Annotated in this window: 17 protein-coding genes and 1 pseudogene; 7 read left to right on the forward strand and 11 right to left on the reverse strand. The window is 59.8% G+C overall.

Annotated features, from left to right (window positions below; genetic code table 11):
- The first annotated feature begins 18 nt into the window (after positions 1-18).
- The 5 genes from arsD to RCI20_RS13470 are packed head-to-tail and all read left to right on the forward strand — an operon-like array spanning position 19 to position 5161.
- A complete protein-coding gene (arsD, locus tag RCI20_RS13450) occupies positions 19-381 on the forward strand; it encodes an arsenite efflux transporter metallochaperone ArsD (RefSeq protein WP_306606362.1) in 363 nt (120 codons plus the stop codon).
- A 10-nt stretch (positions 382-391) separates the two neighbouring features.
- Positions 392-2149, forward strand: coding sequence for an arsenical pump-driving ATPase (gene arsA, locus RCI20_RS13455; RefSeq protein ID WP_306606364.1), 1758 nt, complete (start codon positions 392-394; stop codon positions 2147-2149).
- Entirely contained in the window at positions 2146-3459 is a 1314-nt protein-coding gene (locus RCI20_RS13460) for a thioredoxin family protein (protein ID WP_306606366.1), read from the forward strand. Before arsA ends, RCI20_RS13460 begins: the two co-directional genes overlap by 4 nt.
- Before the next feature lie 2 nt (positions 3460-3461).
- Positions 3462-4904, forward strand: coding sequence for a permease (locus RCI20_RS13465; protein ID WP_306606368.1), 1443 nt, complete (start codon positions 3462-3464; stop codon positions 4902-4904).
- 23 nt (positions 4905-4927) lie between these two features.
- Positions 4928-5161, forward strand: coding sequence for a thioredoxin family protein (locus RCI20_RS13470; protein ID WP_306606369.1), 234 nt, complete (start codon positions 4928-4930; stop codon positions 5159-5161).
- A gap of 55 nt (positions 5162-5216) precedes the next feature.
- Here RCI20_RS13470 and RCI20_RS13475 read toward each other — a convergent pair whose 3' ends face one another.
- Positions 5217-5843, reverse strand: a complete 627-nt coding sequence (locus tag RCI20_RS13475) for a hypothetical protein (protein ID WP_306606371.1) — start codon at positions 5841-5843, stop codon at positions 5217-5219.
- A 111-nt stretch (positions 5844-5954) separates the two neighbouring features.
- Here RCI20_RS13475 and rpiA point away from each other — a divergent pair, with 111 nt between their 5' ends.
- Complete coding sequence (rpiA, locus tag RCI20_RS13480) at positions 5955-6623, forward strand: ribose-5-phosphate isomerase RpiA (RefSeq protein ID WP_306606373.1); 669 nt, start codon at positions 5955-5957, stop codon at positions 6621-6623.
- Positions 6624-6721: 98 nt separating this feature from the next.
- Here rpiA and RCI20_RS13485 read toward each other — a convergent pair whose 3' ends face one another.
- Complete coding sequence (locus RCI20_RS13485) at positions 6722-8554, reverse strand: GGDEF domain-containing protein (protein WP_306606375.1); 1833 nt, start codon at positions 8552-8554, stop codon at positions 6722-6724.
- Positions 8555-8736: 182 nt separating this feature from the next.
- On the opposite strand from RCI20_RS13485, the gene RCI20_RS13490 reads away from it, so the two are divergent.
- Positions 8737-9084, forward strand: coding sequence for a hypothetical protein (locus RCI20_RS13490; protein ID WP_306606377.1), 348 nt, complete (start codon positions 8737-8739; stop codon positions 9082-9084).
- Positions 9085-9156: 72 nt separating this feature from the next.
- Here the strand turns inward: RCI20_RS13490 and RCI20_RS13495 are convergent, their stop codons facing one another.
- From RCI20_RS13495 to RCI20_RS13535, 9 genes and pseudogenes are all read right to left on the reverse strand, one after another.
- Positions 9157-9429, reverse strand: a complete 273-nt coding sequence (locus RCI20_RS13495; protein ID WP_306606379.1) for an oxidative damage protection protein — start codon at positions 9427-9429, stop codon at positions 9157-9159.
- 137 nt (positions 9430-9566) lie between these two features.
- Positions 9567-9803, reverse strand: coding sequence for a hypothetical protein (locus RCI20_RS13500; RefSeq protein ID WP_306606381.1), 237 nt, complete (start codon positions 9801-9803; stop codon positions 9567-9569).
- Positions 9804-9966: 163 nt separating this feature from the next.
- On the reverse strand, positions 9967-11280 hold the full coding sequence (locus tag RCI20_RS13505) for a DUF1329 domain-containing protein (RefSeq protein WP_306606383.1): 1314 nt from the start codon (positions 11278-11280) through the stop codon (positions 9967-9969).
- An 18-nt stretch (positions 11281-11298) separates the two neighbouring features.
- On the reverse strand, positions 11299-13287 hold the full coding sequence (locus tag RCI20_RS13510; RefSeq protein WP_306606385.1) for a DUF1302 family protein: 1989 nt from the start codon (positions 13285-13287) through the stop codon (positions 11299-11301).
- Positions 13288-13359: 72 nt separating this feature from the next.
- The gene (locus tag RCI20_RS13515) at positions 13360-15750 is read right to left on the reverse strand and encodes an RND family transporter (protein WP_306606387.1); all 2391 of its coding nucleotides are present in this window, start codon (positions 15748-15750) and stop codon (positions 13360-13362) included.
- An 18-nt stretch (positions 15751-15768) separates the two neighbouring features.
- On the reverse strand, positions 15769-16716 hold the full coding sequence (locus RCI20_RS13520; RefSeq protein WP_306606388.1) for a YCF48-related protein: 948 nt from the start codon (positions 16714-16716) through the stop codon (positions 15769-15771).
- Positions 16717-16819: 103 nt separating this feature from the next.
- A complete protein-coding gene (locus tag RCI20_RS13525) occupies positions 16820-17011 on the reverse strand; it encodes a 2-hydroxymuconate tautomerase (protein ID WP_306606389.1) in 192 nt (63 codons plus the stop codon).
- A gap of 26 nt (positions 17012-17037) precedes the next feature.
- A complete protein-coding gene (gene dmpH, locus RCI20_RS13530) occupies positions 17038-17826 on the reverse strand; it encodes a 2-oxo-3-hexenedioate decarboxylase (RefSeq protein WP_306606390.1) in 789 nt (262 codons plus the stop codon).
- Positions 17823-18026: pseudogene (locus RCI20_RS13535) on the reverse strand (4-hydroxy-2-oxovalerate aldolase); the annotation flags it as partial. The pseudogene RCI20_RS13535 and the gene dmpH, both read right to left, overlap by 4 nt.

An 18026-nucleotide genomic window follows, 5' to 3' on the forward strand; every position in this document is an offset into this window, starting at 1 on the left:
TTTCATCTGGAGATGAGCATGAAAAAACTTGAAATTTACGATCCCGCCATGTGTTGTTCGACTGGCGTCTGCGGCGTTGATGTCGATCCGGTACTGGTCCAGTTTGCCGCCGACCTGGCCTGGGTTGGCGAGCAGGGGGTCAGCGTGACGCGTTACAACCTCGGCCAGGAACCGCAGGCTTTTGCGGTCAACGCTGCCGTGGTCAAGGAAATGGAAGCTGGCATGGAACGCCTGCCGATCATCGCCATCGACGGCCAGATCGTCACTACCGGCCTCTACCCGTCGCGCGCGCAACTGGCGCAGAAGCTCGGCCTGACGCTGGATGCGGGCGAAGCCGCCCCGGCCAAAAGCTGCTGTTCGCCGAAATCCGGCTGCTGCTGAGAGACACAACATGATCGACCTGCAGGACGTACCGCGTTATCTCTTCTTCACCGGCAAAGGCGGCGTTGGCAAGACCTCCTTGTCCTGCGCCACCGGTCTGGCGCTCGCCGAACGCGGCAAGCAGGTGCTGATCGTCAGTACCGACCCGGCATCGAATCTCGATGAAGTGCTGGAAACGTCGCTGTCCGGCACGTCGACCGCAATCAACGGAGTGCCCGGCCTCTTTGCGCTGAACATCGACCCGGAAGCTGCCGCCGCCGCCTACCGCGAACGGATGGTCGCGCCGTATCGCAACATCCTGCCGGCGGCGGCGATCCAGAGCATGGAAGAGCAGTTTTCCGGCGCCTGCACGGTAGAGATCGCCGCCTTCGACGAGTTCGCCAAATTGCTCGGCGATCCGGCGTCGACCGCAACATTCGATCATGTGATTTTCGATACCGCGCCAACCGGCCACACACTGCGCCTGCTGACCCTGCCCTCGGCCTGGAGCGGTTACATCGATACCAGCCAGGGCGGCGCTTCCTGCCTTGGCCCGCTGGCCGGGCTGGAAAAACAGAAGACCCTGTATGCCGCGACGGTCAGCCGGCTGTCCGACCCGGCGGCCACCCGCGTCATGCTGGTCGCCCGAGCCGATCCGGCGGCCTTACGCGAAGCCGAACGTACCCGGCACGAACTGGCCGAACTCGGCATCAGCAACATCCGGCTGGCCATCAACGGCCTGTTCACGGCGGCCTCAGACGATCCGGTCGCACTGGCCATGAGCAAGCGCAGCGTCGATGCGCTGCTCGCCATGCCGCCCGGACTCGGCACCCTGCCCCGGCATGTCGTCCCTTTCCTGCCGCGCGGCACGGTGGGCCTGGCGGCGCTGCGCGCCGTCGTCCATCCGGAAAATGCCAACCTGTCGGTCAGCCCAGCCGAAACCTCCACAGCGATGCCCGACGGCCTGGGCAAATTGATCGACGAACTCGCCGCAGCCGGCCACGGCGTCGTGATGACCATGGGTAAAGGCGGCGTCGGCAAGACCACCGTTGCCGCAGCCATCGCCGTCGCTCTGGCCCGGCGCGGCCACCGGGTACACTTGTCCACCACCGATCCGGCCGCCCACATCGCTGCTGCGGTCGACGGTGAAATTTCCGGCATTTCGGTCAGCAAGATCGACCCTACAGCGGAAGTGGCTGCTTACACCGAGGAGGTATTGGCCAAAGCCGGCAGCGCCCTCGACCCGAGCGCCCTGGCCCTGCTCGAAGAAGACCTGCGCTCGCCGTGCACCGAGGAAATCGCGGTTTTCCGCGCCTTCGCCCGCGAAGTCGACCGGGGCAGCGACGGCTTCGTCGTGCTCGATACCGCACCGACCGGCCACACCATCCTGCTGCTCGACGCCGCCGAGGCCTATCACCGCGAAGTCCTGCGTACGCGCGGCGAGATGCCGGCAGCGGTGACGCAACTGCTGCCGCGTCTGCGCGATCCGGCCTTCACCCATGTGCTGATCGTCACGCTGCCGGAAGCCACGCCGGTACACGAAGCCGAGCGCTTGCAGGCCGATCTCGCCCGCGCCGGCATCAAGCCGTGGGCCTGGGTGATCGAGCAATGCCTGCTCGCCAGCGGCACCCATGACCCGCTGCTGGCGCTGCGGGGCGCCTACGAAATTCCCTACATCCGCCGTGTCGCCGACACCCTGGCCCCGCGCTGCGCGCTGGTGCCCTGGCTGGCGGTCGCGCCGGTCGGCGTAGGCGGACTCACCCAGCTCGACCAATCAAGCACCGCATGACTCACCCTTGCCGTCACCCAGGCCAACTGCTGGCTATCCTCATCCTGTGGCTGATGAGTGGATTGACGGCATCGATTGCGCTGGCAGCCCCCGCAGACCACGTCGAAGCACAGGCAGAGGCCCCGGTTGATCTGTATTTTTTCTGGACCGAAACCTGCCCGCACTGCCTGGCGGCACGGCCTTTCGTCGAAGCCTTGCCAAACCGCCATGCGTGGCTGCGGCTGCATAGCTACAACCTGAGCAAGGAGGCAGAAGCAGCACAGCGCTACATCGACATGGCTGCCGAGGTGGGGGAAAGTGCCCGCAGCGTCCCGGCTTTCGTCTTCTGCGGCCGCCTCGAAGTCGGCTTTGATACGGCGGAAATCAGCGGCAAGGCGCTGGAAACCGCGTTGATCGACTGCCACCGGCAAAAACAGCCGCCAACTGCGGTCGACCGCAATAAATCGCAAAAAACACCGCCAGAGCCGGGATTTTCACTTCCCGGACTGGGCAATACCGACATCTCCGGCTGGTCCTTGCCCGCCTTGACCTTGGTCATCGCCGGATTGGACGCCTTCAACCCTTGCGCCTTCTTTGTCCTGCTATTTTTGCTGTCGCTGCTGGTGCACGCCGGCAGCCGGCTGCGCATGCTATATATCGGCGGACTGTTCCTGAGCATTTCCGGACTGATCTATTTCCTGTTCATGGCCGCCTGGCTCAACATGTTCCGCTGGCTGGGCGAACTGGCCATCGTCACCACGCTGGCCGGCGGCGTGGCGCTACTCATCGCACTGCTCAACATCAAGGATTACTTCTGGTTCAAGCAGGGTGTCTCATTGAGCATCCCGGACACGGCCAAGCCGGGGCTGTTCCGGCGCATGCGGCAATTGTTGCAGGCCGACAATCTGTTCGCCATGACCCTGGGCACGATCACGCTGGCCATCGTGGCCAATAGCTACGAATTGCTGTGCACCGCCGGTTTTCCGATGGTCTATACGCGATTGCTGACACTGGCCGAACTGGCACCCTGGCAGCACTACCTGTGGCTGGGCATCTACAACCTGATTTACGTCACGCCGCTGCTGATCATCACCATCGCCTTCACCTTCACGCTCGGTTCACGCAAGCTCAGCGAAAGAGAAGGGCGCATACTGAAGTTGCTATCCGGGCTGATGATGCTGGCACTGGGTCTATTGCTGGTGTTTTTCCCGGCCGCCCTGAACGATCTGCGCGTCGCACTGGGCTTGCTCGCGGCAAGCTTGCTGGCAACGCTGCTGCTTCACCGGATATACGGCACCAAACCGGTGCCGCCAGACAAGACGAGGATCTGATCATGGATATCCTGCTCACCGCCCTGCAGGGCGGCATGGCTAGCCTGGCCTCCTACCTGGCGGCGCATGTGCTGCTCTGCCTGGTACCGGCTTTTTTCATTGCCGGCGCCTTGTCGGCCCTGGTGCCACAGCAATCGATCATCCGTTTTCTTGGCCCGGACGCGCCGAAATGGATTTCTTATCCGGCCGCAGCCGGGGCAGGCAGCCTGCTCGCCGTTTGCTCGTGCACCGTTCAGCCACTCTTTGCCGGCATCTACAAAAAGGGGGCCGGGCTGGGGCCTGCCATTACTTTCCTGTTCTTTGCGCCGGCCGGCAACATCCTGGCGCTGTCTTATACCGGTGTTGCCCTGGGGGCCGATTTCGCCATCGCCCGCATTGTGCTCGCCCTGTCCTTCGGGATCGGCATCGGACTGATCATGGCGAGCATTTTTCGCGCCGACGATGTCGCCCGTAGCGCAGACACGCAAGCCTTTGCGGCTGGCGAAGGCATTAGCGGCAATACCTGGCGCTTTCTCGGCACGCTGGTTGCCCTGCTGCTGGCCGGCACCTTGAAACTCGACTTTCTGCAGACCAGCTTGCTGCAAATCAACCTGCCCTGGCTGGGCGCCCCCATCATGCAGGCCACACTCGACCGTTGGGTACCGGTCGATGCAGCGACTGGCGCCGAAGGGCTGAGCCTGCAAGGCGTGCTACTGATTACGTTGCTTGGCGGCATCGGTGCCGTCGCCTGGCAAGGCCTGGGCAAGATCGAAAACGGCTACAACCGCATGACCTCGCTCAGCCTGCTGCTGATCGCCGCCACCCTGCTCTTTGCCGCGCTAGGCATCCAGGTGCAGGAAAGCGGCCTGCGCCTGAATATCAGCGGCCGAACCCTGGCCGTCGCCCTGCTCTGCGCCGCGCTTTACCCATTGGCCAGGCGATTTGAAGCCTGGGATGTACAGCAGTGGCTGTGGGAGACCTGGCGTTTCGTCAAACAGATTTTTCCTTTGCTGATCGTCGGCGTCTTCCTGGTTGGGGTGATTCGCGTCTTCATCCAGCCAGCGTGGATACAGGCCATTGCCGGCAGCAATACCGTGCTGGCCAACCTGGCCGGTGTGGTGTTCGGTGTCTTCATGTACTTCCCGACGCTGGTCGAAGTACCGATCGCCAAGATGTTCCTGTCGCTCGGCATGCACCCCGGCCCGCTGATCGCTTACCTGATGGCCGATCCGGAACTGTCGCTACAGAGCATCCTGATCACCACGGCGATCATCGGCAAACTGCGCGCCTGGACTTATGTCGGCCTCGTTGCCCTGTTCTCGACACTGGCCGGGCTGACTTACGGCGCCTGGGTCGATGGGACCTCGATACTCGTTCTGGCGGCTTACCTCGCCGGTTTCATCGGCTTGATCATCGGCTTGATCATCGGCTCGACCCACTGGCTGAGCCGCCCCCGCCCTCACTGACCCGATCTCAAAAGGAGTTCATCATGCTGATCAAAATTCTCGGCACCGGCTGTGCCAAGTGCAACCGGCTGGAGCAACTGACGCGCGAAGCCGTGGCCGAACTGGGTATCGAAGCCAGCTTCGAGCATGTTCGCGACATGGACCAGATCATGGCCTACCCGATCATGACCACGCCAGCCTTGGTCGTCGACGAGGCCGTCAAGGTATCCGGGCGCATGCCGAGCAAGGACGAATTGATCGCTTGGTTGAAGGGCTGAAAAACCCTTATCGGCAACAAAACGGGCTGACGAAAATACCGCCAGCCCGCTGGATTTACTTCTTGCTCGGACGACCGGTCTTGATACGCTCAACCCGGCCGACAACTGCCTGCAACTCGGCATCGTTGAGCGCGGCCAGCACGGCAATGCCGCAACGTAGCAGCTCACTCTTCTTGACCTCGTTGCCCAGGCCGCTCAAGCGCTTCTTGAGCCCGGCAATCTGCGCATACTCGTGCTCCGGCATCGCGTAGCTGTCGCGAACCAGTTTGGTTTTCTTCTGCTTGACCGGTTTTTCAGTCTTGGCCGGCTTTTCCACTTTCGCCGACTTGGCGGCTTTTACCGCTTTCGGTGCCTGCTGCGGGTCGTAACTGATGGCTTCGGCTTTTTCCAGGGCTTCGGCCAGTGCCTTTTGATGCTTGGCTACCGTCTGATCCACGGCAGAAGGCTTGCGGGCCTTGGCACCAGCGGATGAACTCGCCGGCTTGGCTGCTGCCTGCTCGGCCGACGGGCTATCCGGCTGCGTCACGGCGTCAAGCACCGGTGCGACATCCGCCGTTGGCTCCGCTGGCGCAGCAGACGGCAGCGGCTGGGTGGCAGCGGCCTGTGGGGCGCCAACGCGCGGCTTGAGTTTGGCCGGCGATTTCAGTGCGGCGGGTTTGCTTGCCTGCTTGCTATCGGTCATGACTTTTCTCCCTGAAAAAACAGTATGTGTAGTTTATCGATATTGGCGGCGGCGAAAGTTAAAGTTTTTTGACAGGTACAATGCTTGCCGACACTTTTTCGGAGCATCGCCATGACCCAGGACGAACTCAAACAGGCCGTTGCCCAGGCCGCCGCCGACTACGTAGCCCAACACGCCCCGGAGGGCGCCATTATTGGCGTCGGCACCGGGTCGACCGCAAATTTCTTCATCGATGCACTGGCCCCGCTCAAGGCACGCTACCGGGGTGCCGTGGCCAGTTCGGAAGCGACGCGCAAGCGCCTTGAAGGACATGGCATTGCCGTGCTCGACCTTAACGACGTCGACAATATTCCGGTCTACGTCGATGGGGCGGATGAAATCGATGCCGGGCTGAACATGATCAAGGGCGGCGGCGGCGCGCTGACCCGGGAAAAAATCGTCGCTGCCGTAGCAACGACTTTCGTCTGCATCGCCGACGGCTCCAAGCTGGTCGAAACGATGGGCAAGTTCCCGCTACCGGTTGAAGTCATTCCGATGTCCAGCGCTCACGTCGCACGCGAACTGGTAAAACTCGGCGGAACGCCGGTATTGCGCGAAGGCTTCGTGACCGATAACGGCAACCTGATTCTCGACGTCAAAGGCTTGTCGATTACCGATCCGAAGGGGCTGGAAGCACAGATCAACCAGATTGTCGGCGTCGTCACCAACGGTCTGTTTGCCATGCGTCCGGCCAATATATTGCTGCTCGGCACGGCGGAAGGGGTAAAGAAGATCAGCTGAAAATGCCCCTGAATCCTGCGGCCATGAAAGCAACGGCTGGCCCCAGGACCATAAAAACAACGGCTGGCCCTAGGGTCGACCGCAGGATTCGGGAAATTTCAGTTCAGCAGGCGCAGCACCGGGCTATGCGCATCCCCATGGCCTAGCCGGCGTCGTTCGATGAAGACACTGCCGGAGAATCTGCCACTCGATTCCTTGCTGCGTTTCTTCGCCTGCTTTTTCGCCACACTCGCTGCCGCAGCCACCTCGCGGTGCGACTCGCACTGACCGGGCATGACGCGTACCGCACCGACCGACAGGGTTGGCAGGCGTTGAAAACCGAACTCACCCCGCCGGTTGTCAGCCATGTAACCACCGTGTGCCGACTCTTCCGGGCTGGTCATCGCTTCAACCCGCTCGGCAAAGCTGCTGACCAGTTGCCAGCAACGATTTTCCCAGTCCGCACTCTGGAAAATCACGAAAAAATCGTCGCCGCCAATGTGCCCGACAAAGTCGCTGCGCTGATCGACCGACTCACGTACCAGCTGACTCAGTAGCAAAATCACGTCGTCACCCCGGCGATAACCGAAGGTGTCGTTATACGGCTTGAAATTGTCGATATCGATATAAGCCGCCACAAACTCGGTGCCGGTTGTCAGCATGCGGTCGATGTGTTCGTTGATTGGCACATTACCCGGCAACTGCGTCAGTGGATTGGCGTAGCGGGCGGCGCTGATCTGCATCTCGGTGATCGTCGCCATCAGATCATGAGCGCTGCCCATCCCGACATAGCTACCCCCCGAAGTGATGATGAAGCCATCCAGCATGTAGTGTTTCGGCGCCAGCGCCAGCATCATCGCCAGCTCCTGAATCCCCGCATGTTCGTCAACCACCAGCGGCACCTGGTCCATGAACTGGTCACAGCACTTCTTGCCAAACAACTCACGGCGGAACGGTCGGGCAAAACGGTCGATCATGCTGTGCCGGTTGATCACCCCGACCGGCTGCATGCCCTTGACCACCGGCAGTACACCGAGTTCGGGATTCTGTTCGAACCGGGTAATCGCCATTTCGTTATTGGCGTCATGCGGCAGGGGTTCGACCTTGCGTAGCAGACTGCCAGCCGTGGGTGGTGCCGTGGTGCCGCTGCTCAACGGAGAAAATGACAATGGCGACTGAGCTAACGCACTCATGACGTGCGCTGGCAACTGGCGAGCCGGCTCAATGGCCGGCCGGGCGATGAACCACCCCTGACCGCAGGCAATGCCCATGTCACGAATACAGAGAAAGTCGCTTGCCCGCTCGATACCTTCGGCGATCAGCGAGGATTTACAGGTCTCAGCCAGATCCTGCATGGCGCGAACAAAATGAAACTTCATCCGGTCATCGGCGATTCCATTGACAAAATGCTTGTCAATCTTGACGTATTCCGGACGCACTTCCGACCACATGCGCAGGTTGGAAAAACCTTCGCCCAGATCATCGATGGCGAACTTGAAGCCCCGACTGCGGTAGTGCAGCAAGGCTTCCTGCATGCCCGGCACATCGGCAATGCTCTGATTCTCGGTGAGTTCGATGACGATCCGGTTCGGCGCCAATCCCACTTCAGCAAGCAATTCCCGTGCATCCCCATCCATCATCTGCAAATCCAGCAGGCAACCGGGCGTTACATTGAGAAACAGGCGACCAGGCAGACCGAGCTTGGCAAAGGCCCGCAGACTGGTTTGCCGACAAGCATGCTCAAGCGCCAAACCAAGTCCATGACGCCGGGCCACCGCAAAAAGCTGGACCGGCCGATGCAAGGCGCCATCCTGCGGCCCCCGGATCAAGGCCTCGTAACCCAGCGTGGCGCGGGCACGAAAATCAATAATCGGCTGGAACACAGGGCTGAGTTGGCCGCCGGCAATAATCCGGTGCAACTCGGCCACTTCATCATCCAACTCAAGCATCATGGAACTCACTTTGTATAAAGACACGACGGGCAAGTCTAGTGAGCGGGTATTGCAGTTAAGTGACAATTATCGGGAAACCCCTGGAGGGCCGCGATTTGCGCCACCTTAAATGTTTTCGTCATTTTGGTGCAATCAAGGCCGAGCATGATCAAGGCTCATCTTTCGAAATACAGGAGCCAGACATGACTTCCCACAAGCAATATGATCGCCCCGGCACCCAGCGCACCGAGCATTCGAGCCACGGTACGACCCTGGCTCAGCGCCAGCGCCTGGCTGGCAAGCGGGACGAGCAGGCAAGCCATCATGCGGCAACCACCCGCTGCAGCCCCTCCCCATGGCCAAACGCCCCTGTCGGAAGTGATGCGGAAGAGAGCAATACACTAAGCTGGCAGATGTGGCGCATGCACGACGAAATCGAAGCCAGCGCCGTCAGCCTGGACAACGCCCTGCGGCAAACCTTGCTCTGTCTCGGCGGTATTCTCCTGCCGCTGGCCGGCATCACGATTTATGCCTTGGCCCATGTCAGATGAGGCAGCAAGCGGAAAATCCGGCAACAAAAAACCCCGCGCGAAGCGGGGTTTTTTGTTCGAAAAAAAGAAAACTCAGGCCGGTGGCGGCACGTAACCCTGAATCTGATCGGCGCCATCGCCGAAGAAATGCTTCTCGACCTGCTCCGACAGATACTTGCGATGCTTGGCATCAACCAGATTCAGGCGATTTTCGTTGATCAACATGGTTTGCAGCTTGATCCACTGTTGCCAGGCTTCCTTCGAAACGTGCTCGAAAATGCGCTTGCCCAGTTCGCCCGGATAAGGCGGCATGTCCAGACCTTCGGCTTCACGACCGAGTTTGATGCAATTGACCATTCTTGCCATTGGGGTTCTCCGTGTTTTGGGATTGATCGCCGAATTATAAGGTCTAGTCCAGGGATTGGTGCCGCTCTAGCGCTTCAACCACCACGCCATCCAGCGCGTCAACCTGGGCATCACGAGATAACGAAAAACTGGTTTAGTCATCCCCTTCCTCTTTCCCGGGATATTTCCTGTTCCATCTCCTGACAACTCGCCAGACTTTGCTGGATCGCCGCAATACGACGAACCGACGAAGCCTCTTCATCCAGTGCGCAGGTCAACTCGGCGCTCAGTGCGGCCAACGCATCCAGGTGGTGGCGCAGTAATTCGGCCAACTGACTCAATCTGCCGGACGCCGCGCCTGGGCCGACCGGCTCGGCAATACTTTCCAGTGCCATACGCTGTCTTCCTTGTACTTCCCGCCCTACAGTTTTTATTGTTTTCACGGGAATGATTTGTGGTCAAAAAAAGGGGAAGGCTGCTGCCCTCCCCCGGAATTGAGGAGAGGTCTGTCGGAGACCTCTCACCCGCAGAGACTGTCGTATTTCTGCCGGGCCGGGATCAATCCCCGCCGCGCAGGTTCTGCACCTGGAACAGGGCTGGCGGATTGCGTTTTGGATCAACCTGCCCCTTGAATTGCCCGGTAGTGCAATGCTTGGACTGCAGATCGACCATCGAGAAAGCATCGTCGATCCCGATGCCAGCCCCCTTGTTGACCGGCAAATGATTGTCGGCCTGCGACTTGCCGACCATGAAGACCTTCCACAACTCACCCTTGCGGTCGTAGATTTCATTCGCGCCGTTCAGGTTGCCAAGTTGGGCATCCATGTAAAACACTCGCTTGCTGACGGGATGATTCGGGTTGACCGGAGCGGCCTCAAGCACATAGACCTTGCGCAACTGCCAGGTGCCTTCGTGGAAACACTTGCCCTGACCGCCGAAATCGACATATTTGAAACCATCTGCTTCGGCCGGCATATCGCTCGCCAGCTTCAGTTCATTGTGGTTCCACAACGGCAACATGACGTTCCTGGTGCCCTTGAAAGTCCACTTCATGTCGGAAACCCGGCCGTTGTAGCCTTCGAAGTCTTCGATCATCAGATCGGAACCGAGGAAGGAGTCGGTTACCTGGCCTTGCGCCAGACGACGGACCCTGCGCTGGAAGCCCAGATACAGGTAGGCGTCGTCGAGCTTGTTGTCGTCTTCGAAACGCTGGATCAGCAACTGGGTGTTCTTCAAATCCTGCGGCTCGTGCGCTTTCACGTAGATGGCGCGGAAGATGCCGGACGGATTCGGCTTGATTTCCGGAATCGGCGCATCCTTGGTGCGATGCATGAAATTCAGGAAGTGGAAGTCGTACTTGATGGTCTTTTCCACCTGACCGCTCTGCATGTTGCGGTACTTCCAGTAGAACGGCGAAATGATCGCGCCGTCACCCCAGTTGACACCGTACTTGTAGTTCCAGGCCAGTTTCTCGCCGGCACGCGGATCCTTGACATCCGGCTCCTCCGGGAACGGACGACCGGCGACGTAGCCGTTCAGCTCACCCGGCTTGTCGCCCAGCTTGGTCTTGTTCAGGTTGGCCTTGGTGGCATCGACATAGGCCTTGTTGATGGCGAACTGGGTCGTCGCGCCAACTTTCATTTCAAACAGGCCATCCTTGATCAGACGGTAGACGCCAGCCCCCAGCACTTCCTTGAACTGCTCGACATTACCCTTGTTGATCACGGATCCTGCGGTCAACCCGGCAAAACCCGGCATTCCTGCCTTGTACGGATTGAAGGAGTTTTCGACATCGGCCTCGGTCGCCGCCTGGGCGGCACCGACGAAACCGGCAGCCAGGAAAGGCAGCAGATAAATTGCAGACTTGTTCATGTATGTCTCCTGAAAAAGTTAGAACTTGTAGTTAAGCTTGATGAACACATCGTTTTCCTTGAACGCAGCCCCGATCGGCCCGGCGCGGAAACGGCCCAGCGGTTCCATACCGGCCAGCCCGCGGGAATAACTGCTGAGCGGATCGGCATCGCCATCGGGTGCCGTAAAGGGCGCAAACGGATTACAGGCGCGGCAATCGTCGAAATTCCAGCGATCACGGCCATTGGCCAGTTTGTAATTGGCACCGAAGGTCAGTTTCAGGTCATTGCCGATGTTCCACTCAACTTGCGGTGCAACCGTCGTTGCCCGAGCCTTGAAATCGTGGGCAAAAATGACTTGCGGACTGACCTGGCCGTTTTTCAGGAAACCCTTGATGAGCAGCGTGCCGATGTAGCTGTCTTTCCAGTCAGGCATACCGACCGGACCCAGCGCACCTCTTTCCCATTCGTGATCGAAAATGTGCTGGTAAAACAACTGACCGGAAATCAGGGTGGCCGAGGTTTCGCTGATGAACGGGATGAAAGTCGGACGGTCGACACCAATCACCGAACGGAAAACCCGATTCTTCGAATACAACTCGGGCTTCGCGGTATTGGCAAACTCTTCGCCGTCGGTAAATGCCCCTTCAAGACGCACAGCCGCTCCCACGCCCGGCAACTGGAAATCCATCGAACCACCGATCAGGTTGACCCGGGGGAAATGCATGTCGAATGAAATCAGGTAGGGCCAGGCACCGCGGGACTCACCGGTAAACGAGTTGGTTGCCCGCTGGCCACCGTGCAACGAAGGCAATTGCGAACGATAGGTCAAGGCATTGAGCGAGAACGACAAGCCATCCTGCGTCACACCTTCATACTTCATGCCGAGCTGGGTATTGGCAAAACTCCATTCCGGCAGATGGACCTTGTTCAGGCCAATTTGTCCCGGTCCGAAATTGGTCGCCAGCAAGGTGCCGGGCGCCACATTGGCGAAATTGGCCACCGTCCCGCCGTTGTCCCAGAGATTGGCCATGCCGCGGAAGAAGCAGCCGGCATCGAGAATCGAATTTGGCGAACCGCATTGCCCCAGATTGTTGGCGCGGAACTTGTCGAAATTCCACACGATCTGGAAGTTCCGATCCTGCATCGTCTCGCTGGCACCCATCCGGTATTCGGCCTGGGCGATCCACATCGGAATGCGGATATCCGAGAGTTCGTCGTAAATATTGTTGCGCGAGTAATCGACCGGATTGATCACATCAAGCACGCGGAACAGGTCGGTACGCCCCCAGACTACCTGCTGCTTGCCGACCTTGATGAAAAGGTCCTTGCCGCTGGCCAGGTTGAAGGTCTTCTTGGCATACAGTTCGCGGATGAAATCCAGGCGGTCGTTAAATTCGGGGCTCTCCAGTTCGGACAAACGCTGATCGCCGTAGCCACCGAAATCGCGACAGCCACGCCGGTCGACATCACATGGCCGGACCGGCACGCCAAATCCCACACCGCCATCAATCTTGTGCCAGCGATCACCGAGAACGCGCATGCCGCTATTCGGGCTGTTCGGGTAAGCGTCGACAAAAGTATTGTTGGCCGCCACCGCTGCGGGCATACCCTTGGCCTGCAAGGCACCGGAAATGGCCGTATGGCCCAGGCCGCTGCCGTAAGGCACGGCCATCAATCCAGCCGGTGTAGTGCTCTGCAGATCAATCGCTCCGCCAGCTTTCTTGCCGTATTCACTGCTATTCATGCGGTAGACACCGTCCCAACTGCCACGCAGGATGCCGTGCACGCCCCAGCCATCGCCCCCCTTCTTGTCGAACTCGGCCTGCAAGGTGTTGCGGAACTTGGCCAACCCCGCGCTTTCCCGCCGCGCCGTATGGTTTTCATAAGTTACGTCGACGTTCCAGGGGGAGGCATCCTCTCCCATTGCTGGTAGCTCCGACGCCCCGGCCATTGAGCCCACCGCCATTCCGACGGCAAACGTGATCGTCTTCAGCGTTGGCATGAAGTGCATTTTTGTCTCTCGCATGGATTTCCCCCAGTGCTTTGATGTCGTTGATAAAAACTGCATTGCTGTTACCCCGGTGGTCCGGCGTTGTTATTAGTCGTTTTCCAGCACACCGTCTTCGTCGTAGTGAATGGCGGTCACGAATTTCGGCTTGAAGACCACACACCAGGACGGCACGATCAGCACGGCAGCGATCGCATTGACGATGAGCATGAAAGAAAGCAGGATCGCGGCGTCCGACTGGAAGCGCAGGTCGGACATGAAAATCCACATCACCACCCCGGCGATCAGCGTGGCCGCGGTAAAGCTGACGGCAGAGCCGGTCGTTGCCACGGCGTGGATGACCGCCTGTTTCATGTCGCGCAGACGGGCGAATTCCTCGCGGATGCGGTCCATGAAGTACACCGCGTAGTCGATCCCGACGCCGACGCCGACTGCAATGACCGGCACCGTATTGACGTTGATGCCGATATTCAGCGCTCCCATGTAGGCATAGGTCATCAGCGTGGCGAACAGCATCGGCAGCACCATCAGCCAGCCGGCGTGCAGCGAGCTGTAATAAACCATCACGATGACGAAGGCCAGGAGCATCACGGCCGGGATGATGATCATGTGATCGGTATGCAGCGCCTGGTTGCCGGCCGCCGTCACGCCGATGATGCCGCCGCCCAGTTCGATGTGCAGGCCGGGCACTTCGGCTTCGATCTTCTTGATGCCAGCCTCGGCCAGCGCGACCACCCGATTGATCGTCTCGGCCTGGTGGTCCTTGTAGTAAAAGACCATGTTGGCTTCATTTTCGTCGGCATTGACGAATTCTTTCAGCGCGCCGGGAATCGGGCTGGACGCCATGTAGGTGAACATCAGGCCGCCGATTTCATCCTTGCTATCGGGCAATTGCATCCAGCGCGGATCGTCGTTGTGGATCAGCTTGTTGACCACGCGCATCACGCCGGGAATGGCTTTGGTTCCACCCAAGGTCGGATCGGACAACATGTGCGCCTGGAAGCGCTCGATGGCGGCCATCACCTCCGGGCGCTTGATGCCGCCCTTTTCGTCGGTGCGGGCCAGGACATGCAATTCCTCCGAACCGGGGAAACGCGTGTTGATCGCCTTGGTCGAGACGTTGAAATCATGATCCAGGTGTAGCAGTGGCGATCCCGGTTCGGATTCCCCCAGTTGCACCTTGCTGACAAAGTAAGTCGCGCCGATGGCGCCGATCAGTGCCAGCACCAGAATCGAACGTGCACCGCCGTCCGTGCCGCCGGTCAGGGACATGGCGCGCCCCATCAGATTGCGCATCCCCTGGTTGCCGTTTTCATGCTTTTTCGGCGCCGGTAGTACGGTCAACGCCAGTGGCACCATGAAATGCACCGTGAAGATCACCGAGAAACCCCAGAACCCCGCCGCCAGACCCAGTTTGTGATTGAACGGCGCAGCACCGAGCATCAGCACGGCAATCCCCACCGCATCGACGATGATGGCCAGCGAACCGGGACGGAACAAGGCTTCCAGCGCGTTGCGTGCGGCCTGTTTGCCGTTGTGCACCTTGGCCAGCTCCTCGTAATAGCGCTCGACCAGTTGCACGCCGTGCGACGTGGCACGCGCCGCGATCAGGAAGGGAATCGGCAACGACAAAGGTTCGAGATTGATCCCCATCATGGCCATGAAGCCCAAGCCCCAGATGCTGGACAGCGCAATGCCGAGCAGCGGCAGGGCAATGCCGTAAAAGCGCTGGAAATAGATGATCAGCAGCGTGGCCAGCAAGGCCAGCGTGTAGGCCAGGATTTCGACGATCTGGTCGAGGTAGGTGTACACCCAGCCAGTCAGCACCGGGTTGCCGGTGACAAAAATCTGATGCCCCGGGGTTGCCAGTGTTTCCCGGACTTCCTGCAACGCGGCAAAGGTTTTCGGATAGTCGATATCGCCTTCATTGAGCTGCGCCTTGATCAGTGCGGCCTTCATGTCGGGTGAAACGAGCAGGCCGTAGATCGTCGGATTGGCGATCACGTCGTTTTTCATCTGCTCCAGTTCGGCGACGGTATAGCCGGGACGCTGCGGATCGTAATAAGACTCCGAGGCAAAACCGCCGAGATCGTCGAGAAAAACCTTGCGCGCCGTCCGATGCGTCAGGCTGTTGACCAGGTTGTGATTCACCCCGGGCAGATTGTCGACACCCTGCGTGGCGGCGTGAATCAGCTTCAGCGTTTCTTCGTTGAAGATCGTGCCCTTCTCGACCTCGACGGCCATCACGATCATGTTGGCGCCGCCGAAATTTTCCTTCAGGCGGTTGTAGACCTGGATATAGCTATGGTTCTGCGGCAGCAGGTCGGAAAAGTCGGTGTAAATGCGCAACTTCGGCAAGGCCATGCCGAACAGCAGCGTGATACCCAGAATCAGCGACAGCACGATTTTCGGATTGGCAAAAATCCATGCTTCGCCGCGATGCAGGTTGTGCGTCAAGGAATGACGGAATTTACTGACCATGGTGTTATCCCCGCGTTCTTATTGTTTTGTGCCGGTGGCAACCGTGCGCAACAGGCCGCCCGGACCACCGATGACCAGCGCCGACTGACCGGGCAATGCCGCGCCGGCCCCAAGGAACACCGGGACGGCATCGGTATAGGGCTGATTGCGCCAAGTCGTACCGTCCAGCTTGGCAATGACGCCGCCCGCACCGACACCGAATGGCACGCCGTCGTGCATGAACAGCCGATGCAGCGATGCCTGCGTGGCATTGACCTGCTTGTGCCAGGTTTTTCCACCATCGCGGGTCGCCAGGATCTGGCCGGCAATGCCGCTGACCCAGCCTTCGCCGGCGTTGGCGAAGAGCGCGGCATAAGGATAGAAATCGCCTTCCAGCTTCGGCCCCTTGGTCCAACTGGCGCCAGCATCGTCGCTGAACAGCGTCAGGCCGAATTCACCAAAGGCCACGGCCCGTTGCGTATCAATAAACTGCAAGGCGGTAATCTGGGTGTCTTCGCCCAGATCGGTGATCTGCCAGGTCTTGCCCTGATCCTTGCTACCGGCAATCACCGAGTGCGTACCGGCGACCCACCAGCCGCCCTGTTGGTCGCAGGCCACGGCAATCGGCGTTTGCGGCTTCTCGAGCCCGACGGACTGCCAGTTTTCACCGGCCGCATCGGCGAACCACACTTTGCGGTAATGATCGATGGCGAGAAAGCCGGCACTGCCACAAACCGTGATGTCGACCAGCGAAGTGTTACCCAAGGCCTGCCGCTTCCAGTTTTTCCCCTGGTCGGCGGAAATCAGCGCAACGCCACTCTGCGTGCCGGCAACGACCACTTTGTCGTTGGCGGCAATCGCCTGGACCATGTCGTAACGCCTGACCTGACGCGTCTGCTCGGCGGCAATGCCGCTCAGATCGGGCGCGGCGGAACATCCCGCCAGCACTGACAAGGCCATGACGCCCCATCCCAATGTCTTGCTCATCCTGTCTGTCCTCCTTTTCGGGCAACAAGCCGCCCGCCGTGCTCAAAGGCACGGTCTTCAAGTACGTTCGCGGACGCCTTGCGGGTCCGCTTTCAGTGATGGCTCAGCGGCCCAGGTCCTTGACGGTCTTGCCGCCGATGCCCCATTGCGTCTTCGGCACTTCGTGGATCCAGACCCGGACGTTTTCCATCGGTGCGCCAACGGCTTCGCTCAGCGCAGCGCTGACCTTTTCGATGACCGCTTTTTTTTGTTCTTCGCTACGGCCTTCGATCAGATAGATTTGTGCAAATGGCATGTTTGTCTCCTTGCTTCGGTGTTTTATTAGATGAAGCGGCAGCTGACGCCGCCCAGCGCCTGGATGCGCAAATTGACGTGATCGCCGGCGCCCACCGCCACAGCCTCGGTGACGCCGCCGGACAGGATCATCGTGCCGGCCGGAATCTCTTCTCCGCGTGCCCCGAGATGATTGGCCAGCATCGCGATGGCCGCAGCCGGATGACCGAGTACCGCAGCACCGGCGCCGATGGCCACCGCTTCGCCGTTTTTCTCCATGACCACGCCCAGCGTGCGCAGATCGAGCTGGCCGACCGGAACGGCCTGACCGCCCAGCACGAAACGCGACGACGAACAGTTGTCGGCAATCACGCTCTTCAGATCGAACTTGAAATCGCGGTAGCGGGAATCGATGATCTCGATGCCCGGCATCACGAAGTCGGTGGCGGCAAGCACTGCACCGATATGGCAACCCGGACCTTTCAGGGCGCGCTTCAGCACAAACGCGATTTCCGGCTCGACCTTCGGGTGGATCAATTCCTTGATCTTGATTTCACCGCCGTCCGGCACCGAAAAATAATCGACCAGGAAACCGAAGCAAGGCGTTTCAACGCCCATCTGCTTCATCTTGGCATGCGAAGTCAGACCGGCTTTCAGACCGACGACGCGATTGCCGCGGGCCAGCTTGCGACGCAGGATTTCGTTCTGGATCGCATACGCGTCATCCCAGTCCATTTCCGGATGTTCATCGGTGATTTTCACCACGTCATGCGCCTGCAACTCGGCGTTTTCCAGATGTTCGGCCAGTTGCTCGATGGTTTTCTGAGTCAGCTTCATACCTTCAGTCCTCTTTCGCGGGCCATGGTGATGGCGGTGTCTTCGATCATGTCTTCCTGGCCGCCGACCATGCCGCGGCGGCCGAGTTCGACCAGAATGTCGCGGGCCGGCACGCCGTACTTGACGGCAGCGCGCTTGGCAAACAGCAGGAAGGAGCCATAGACCCCGGCGTAACCCAGCGTCAGCGCATCGCGGTCGAT

The organism is Azonexus sp., from assembly GCF_030824335.1.
GTDB lineage: Bacteria > Pseudomonadota > Gammaproteobacteria > Burkholderiales > Rhodocyclaceae > Azonexus.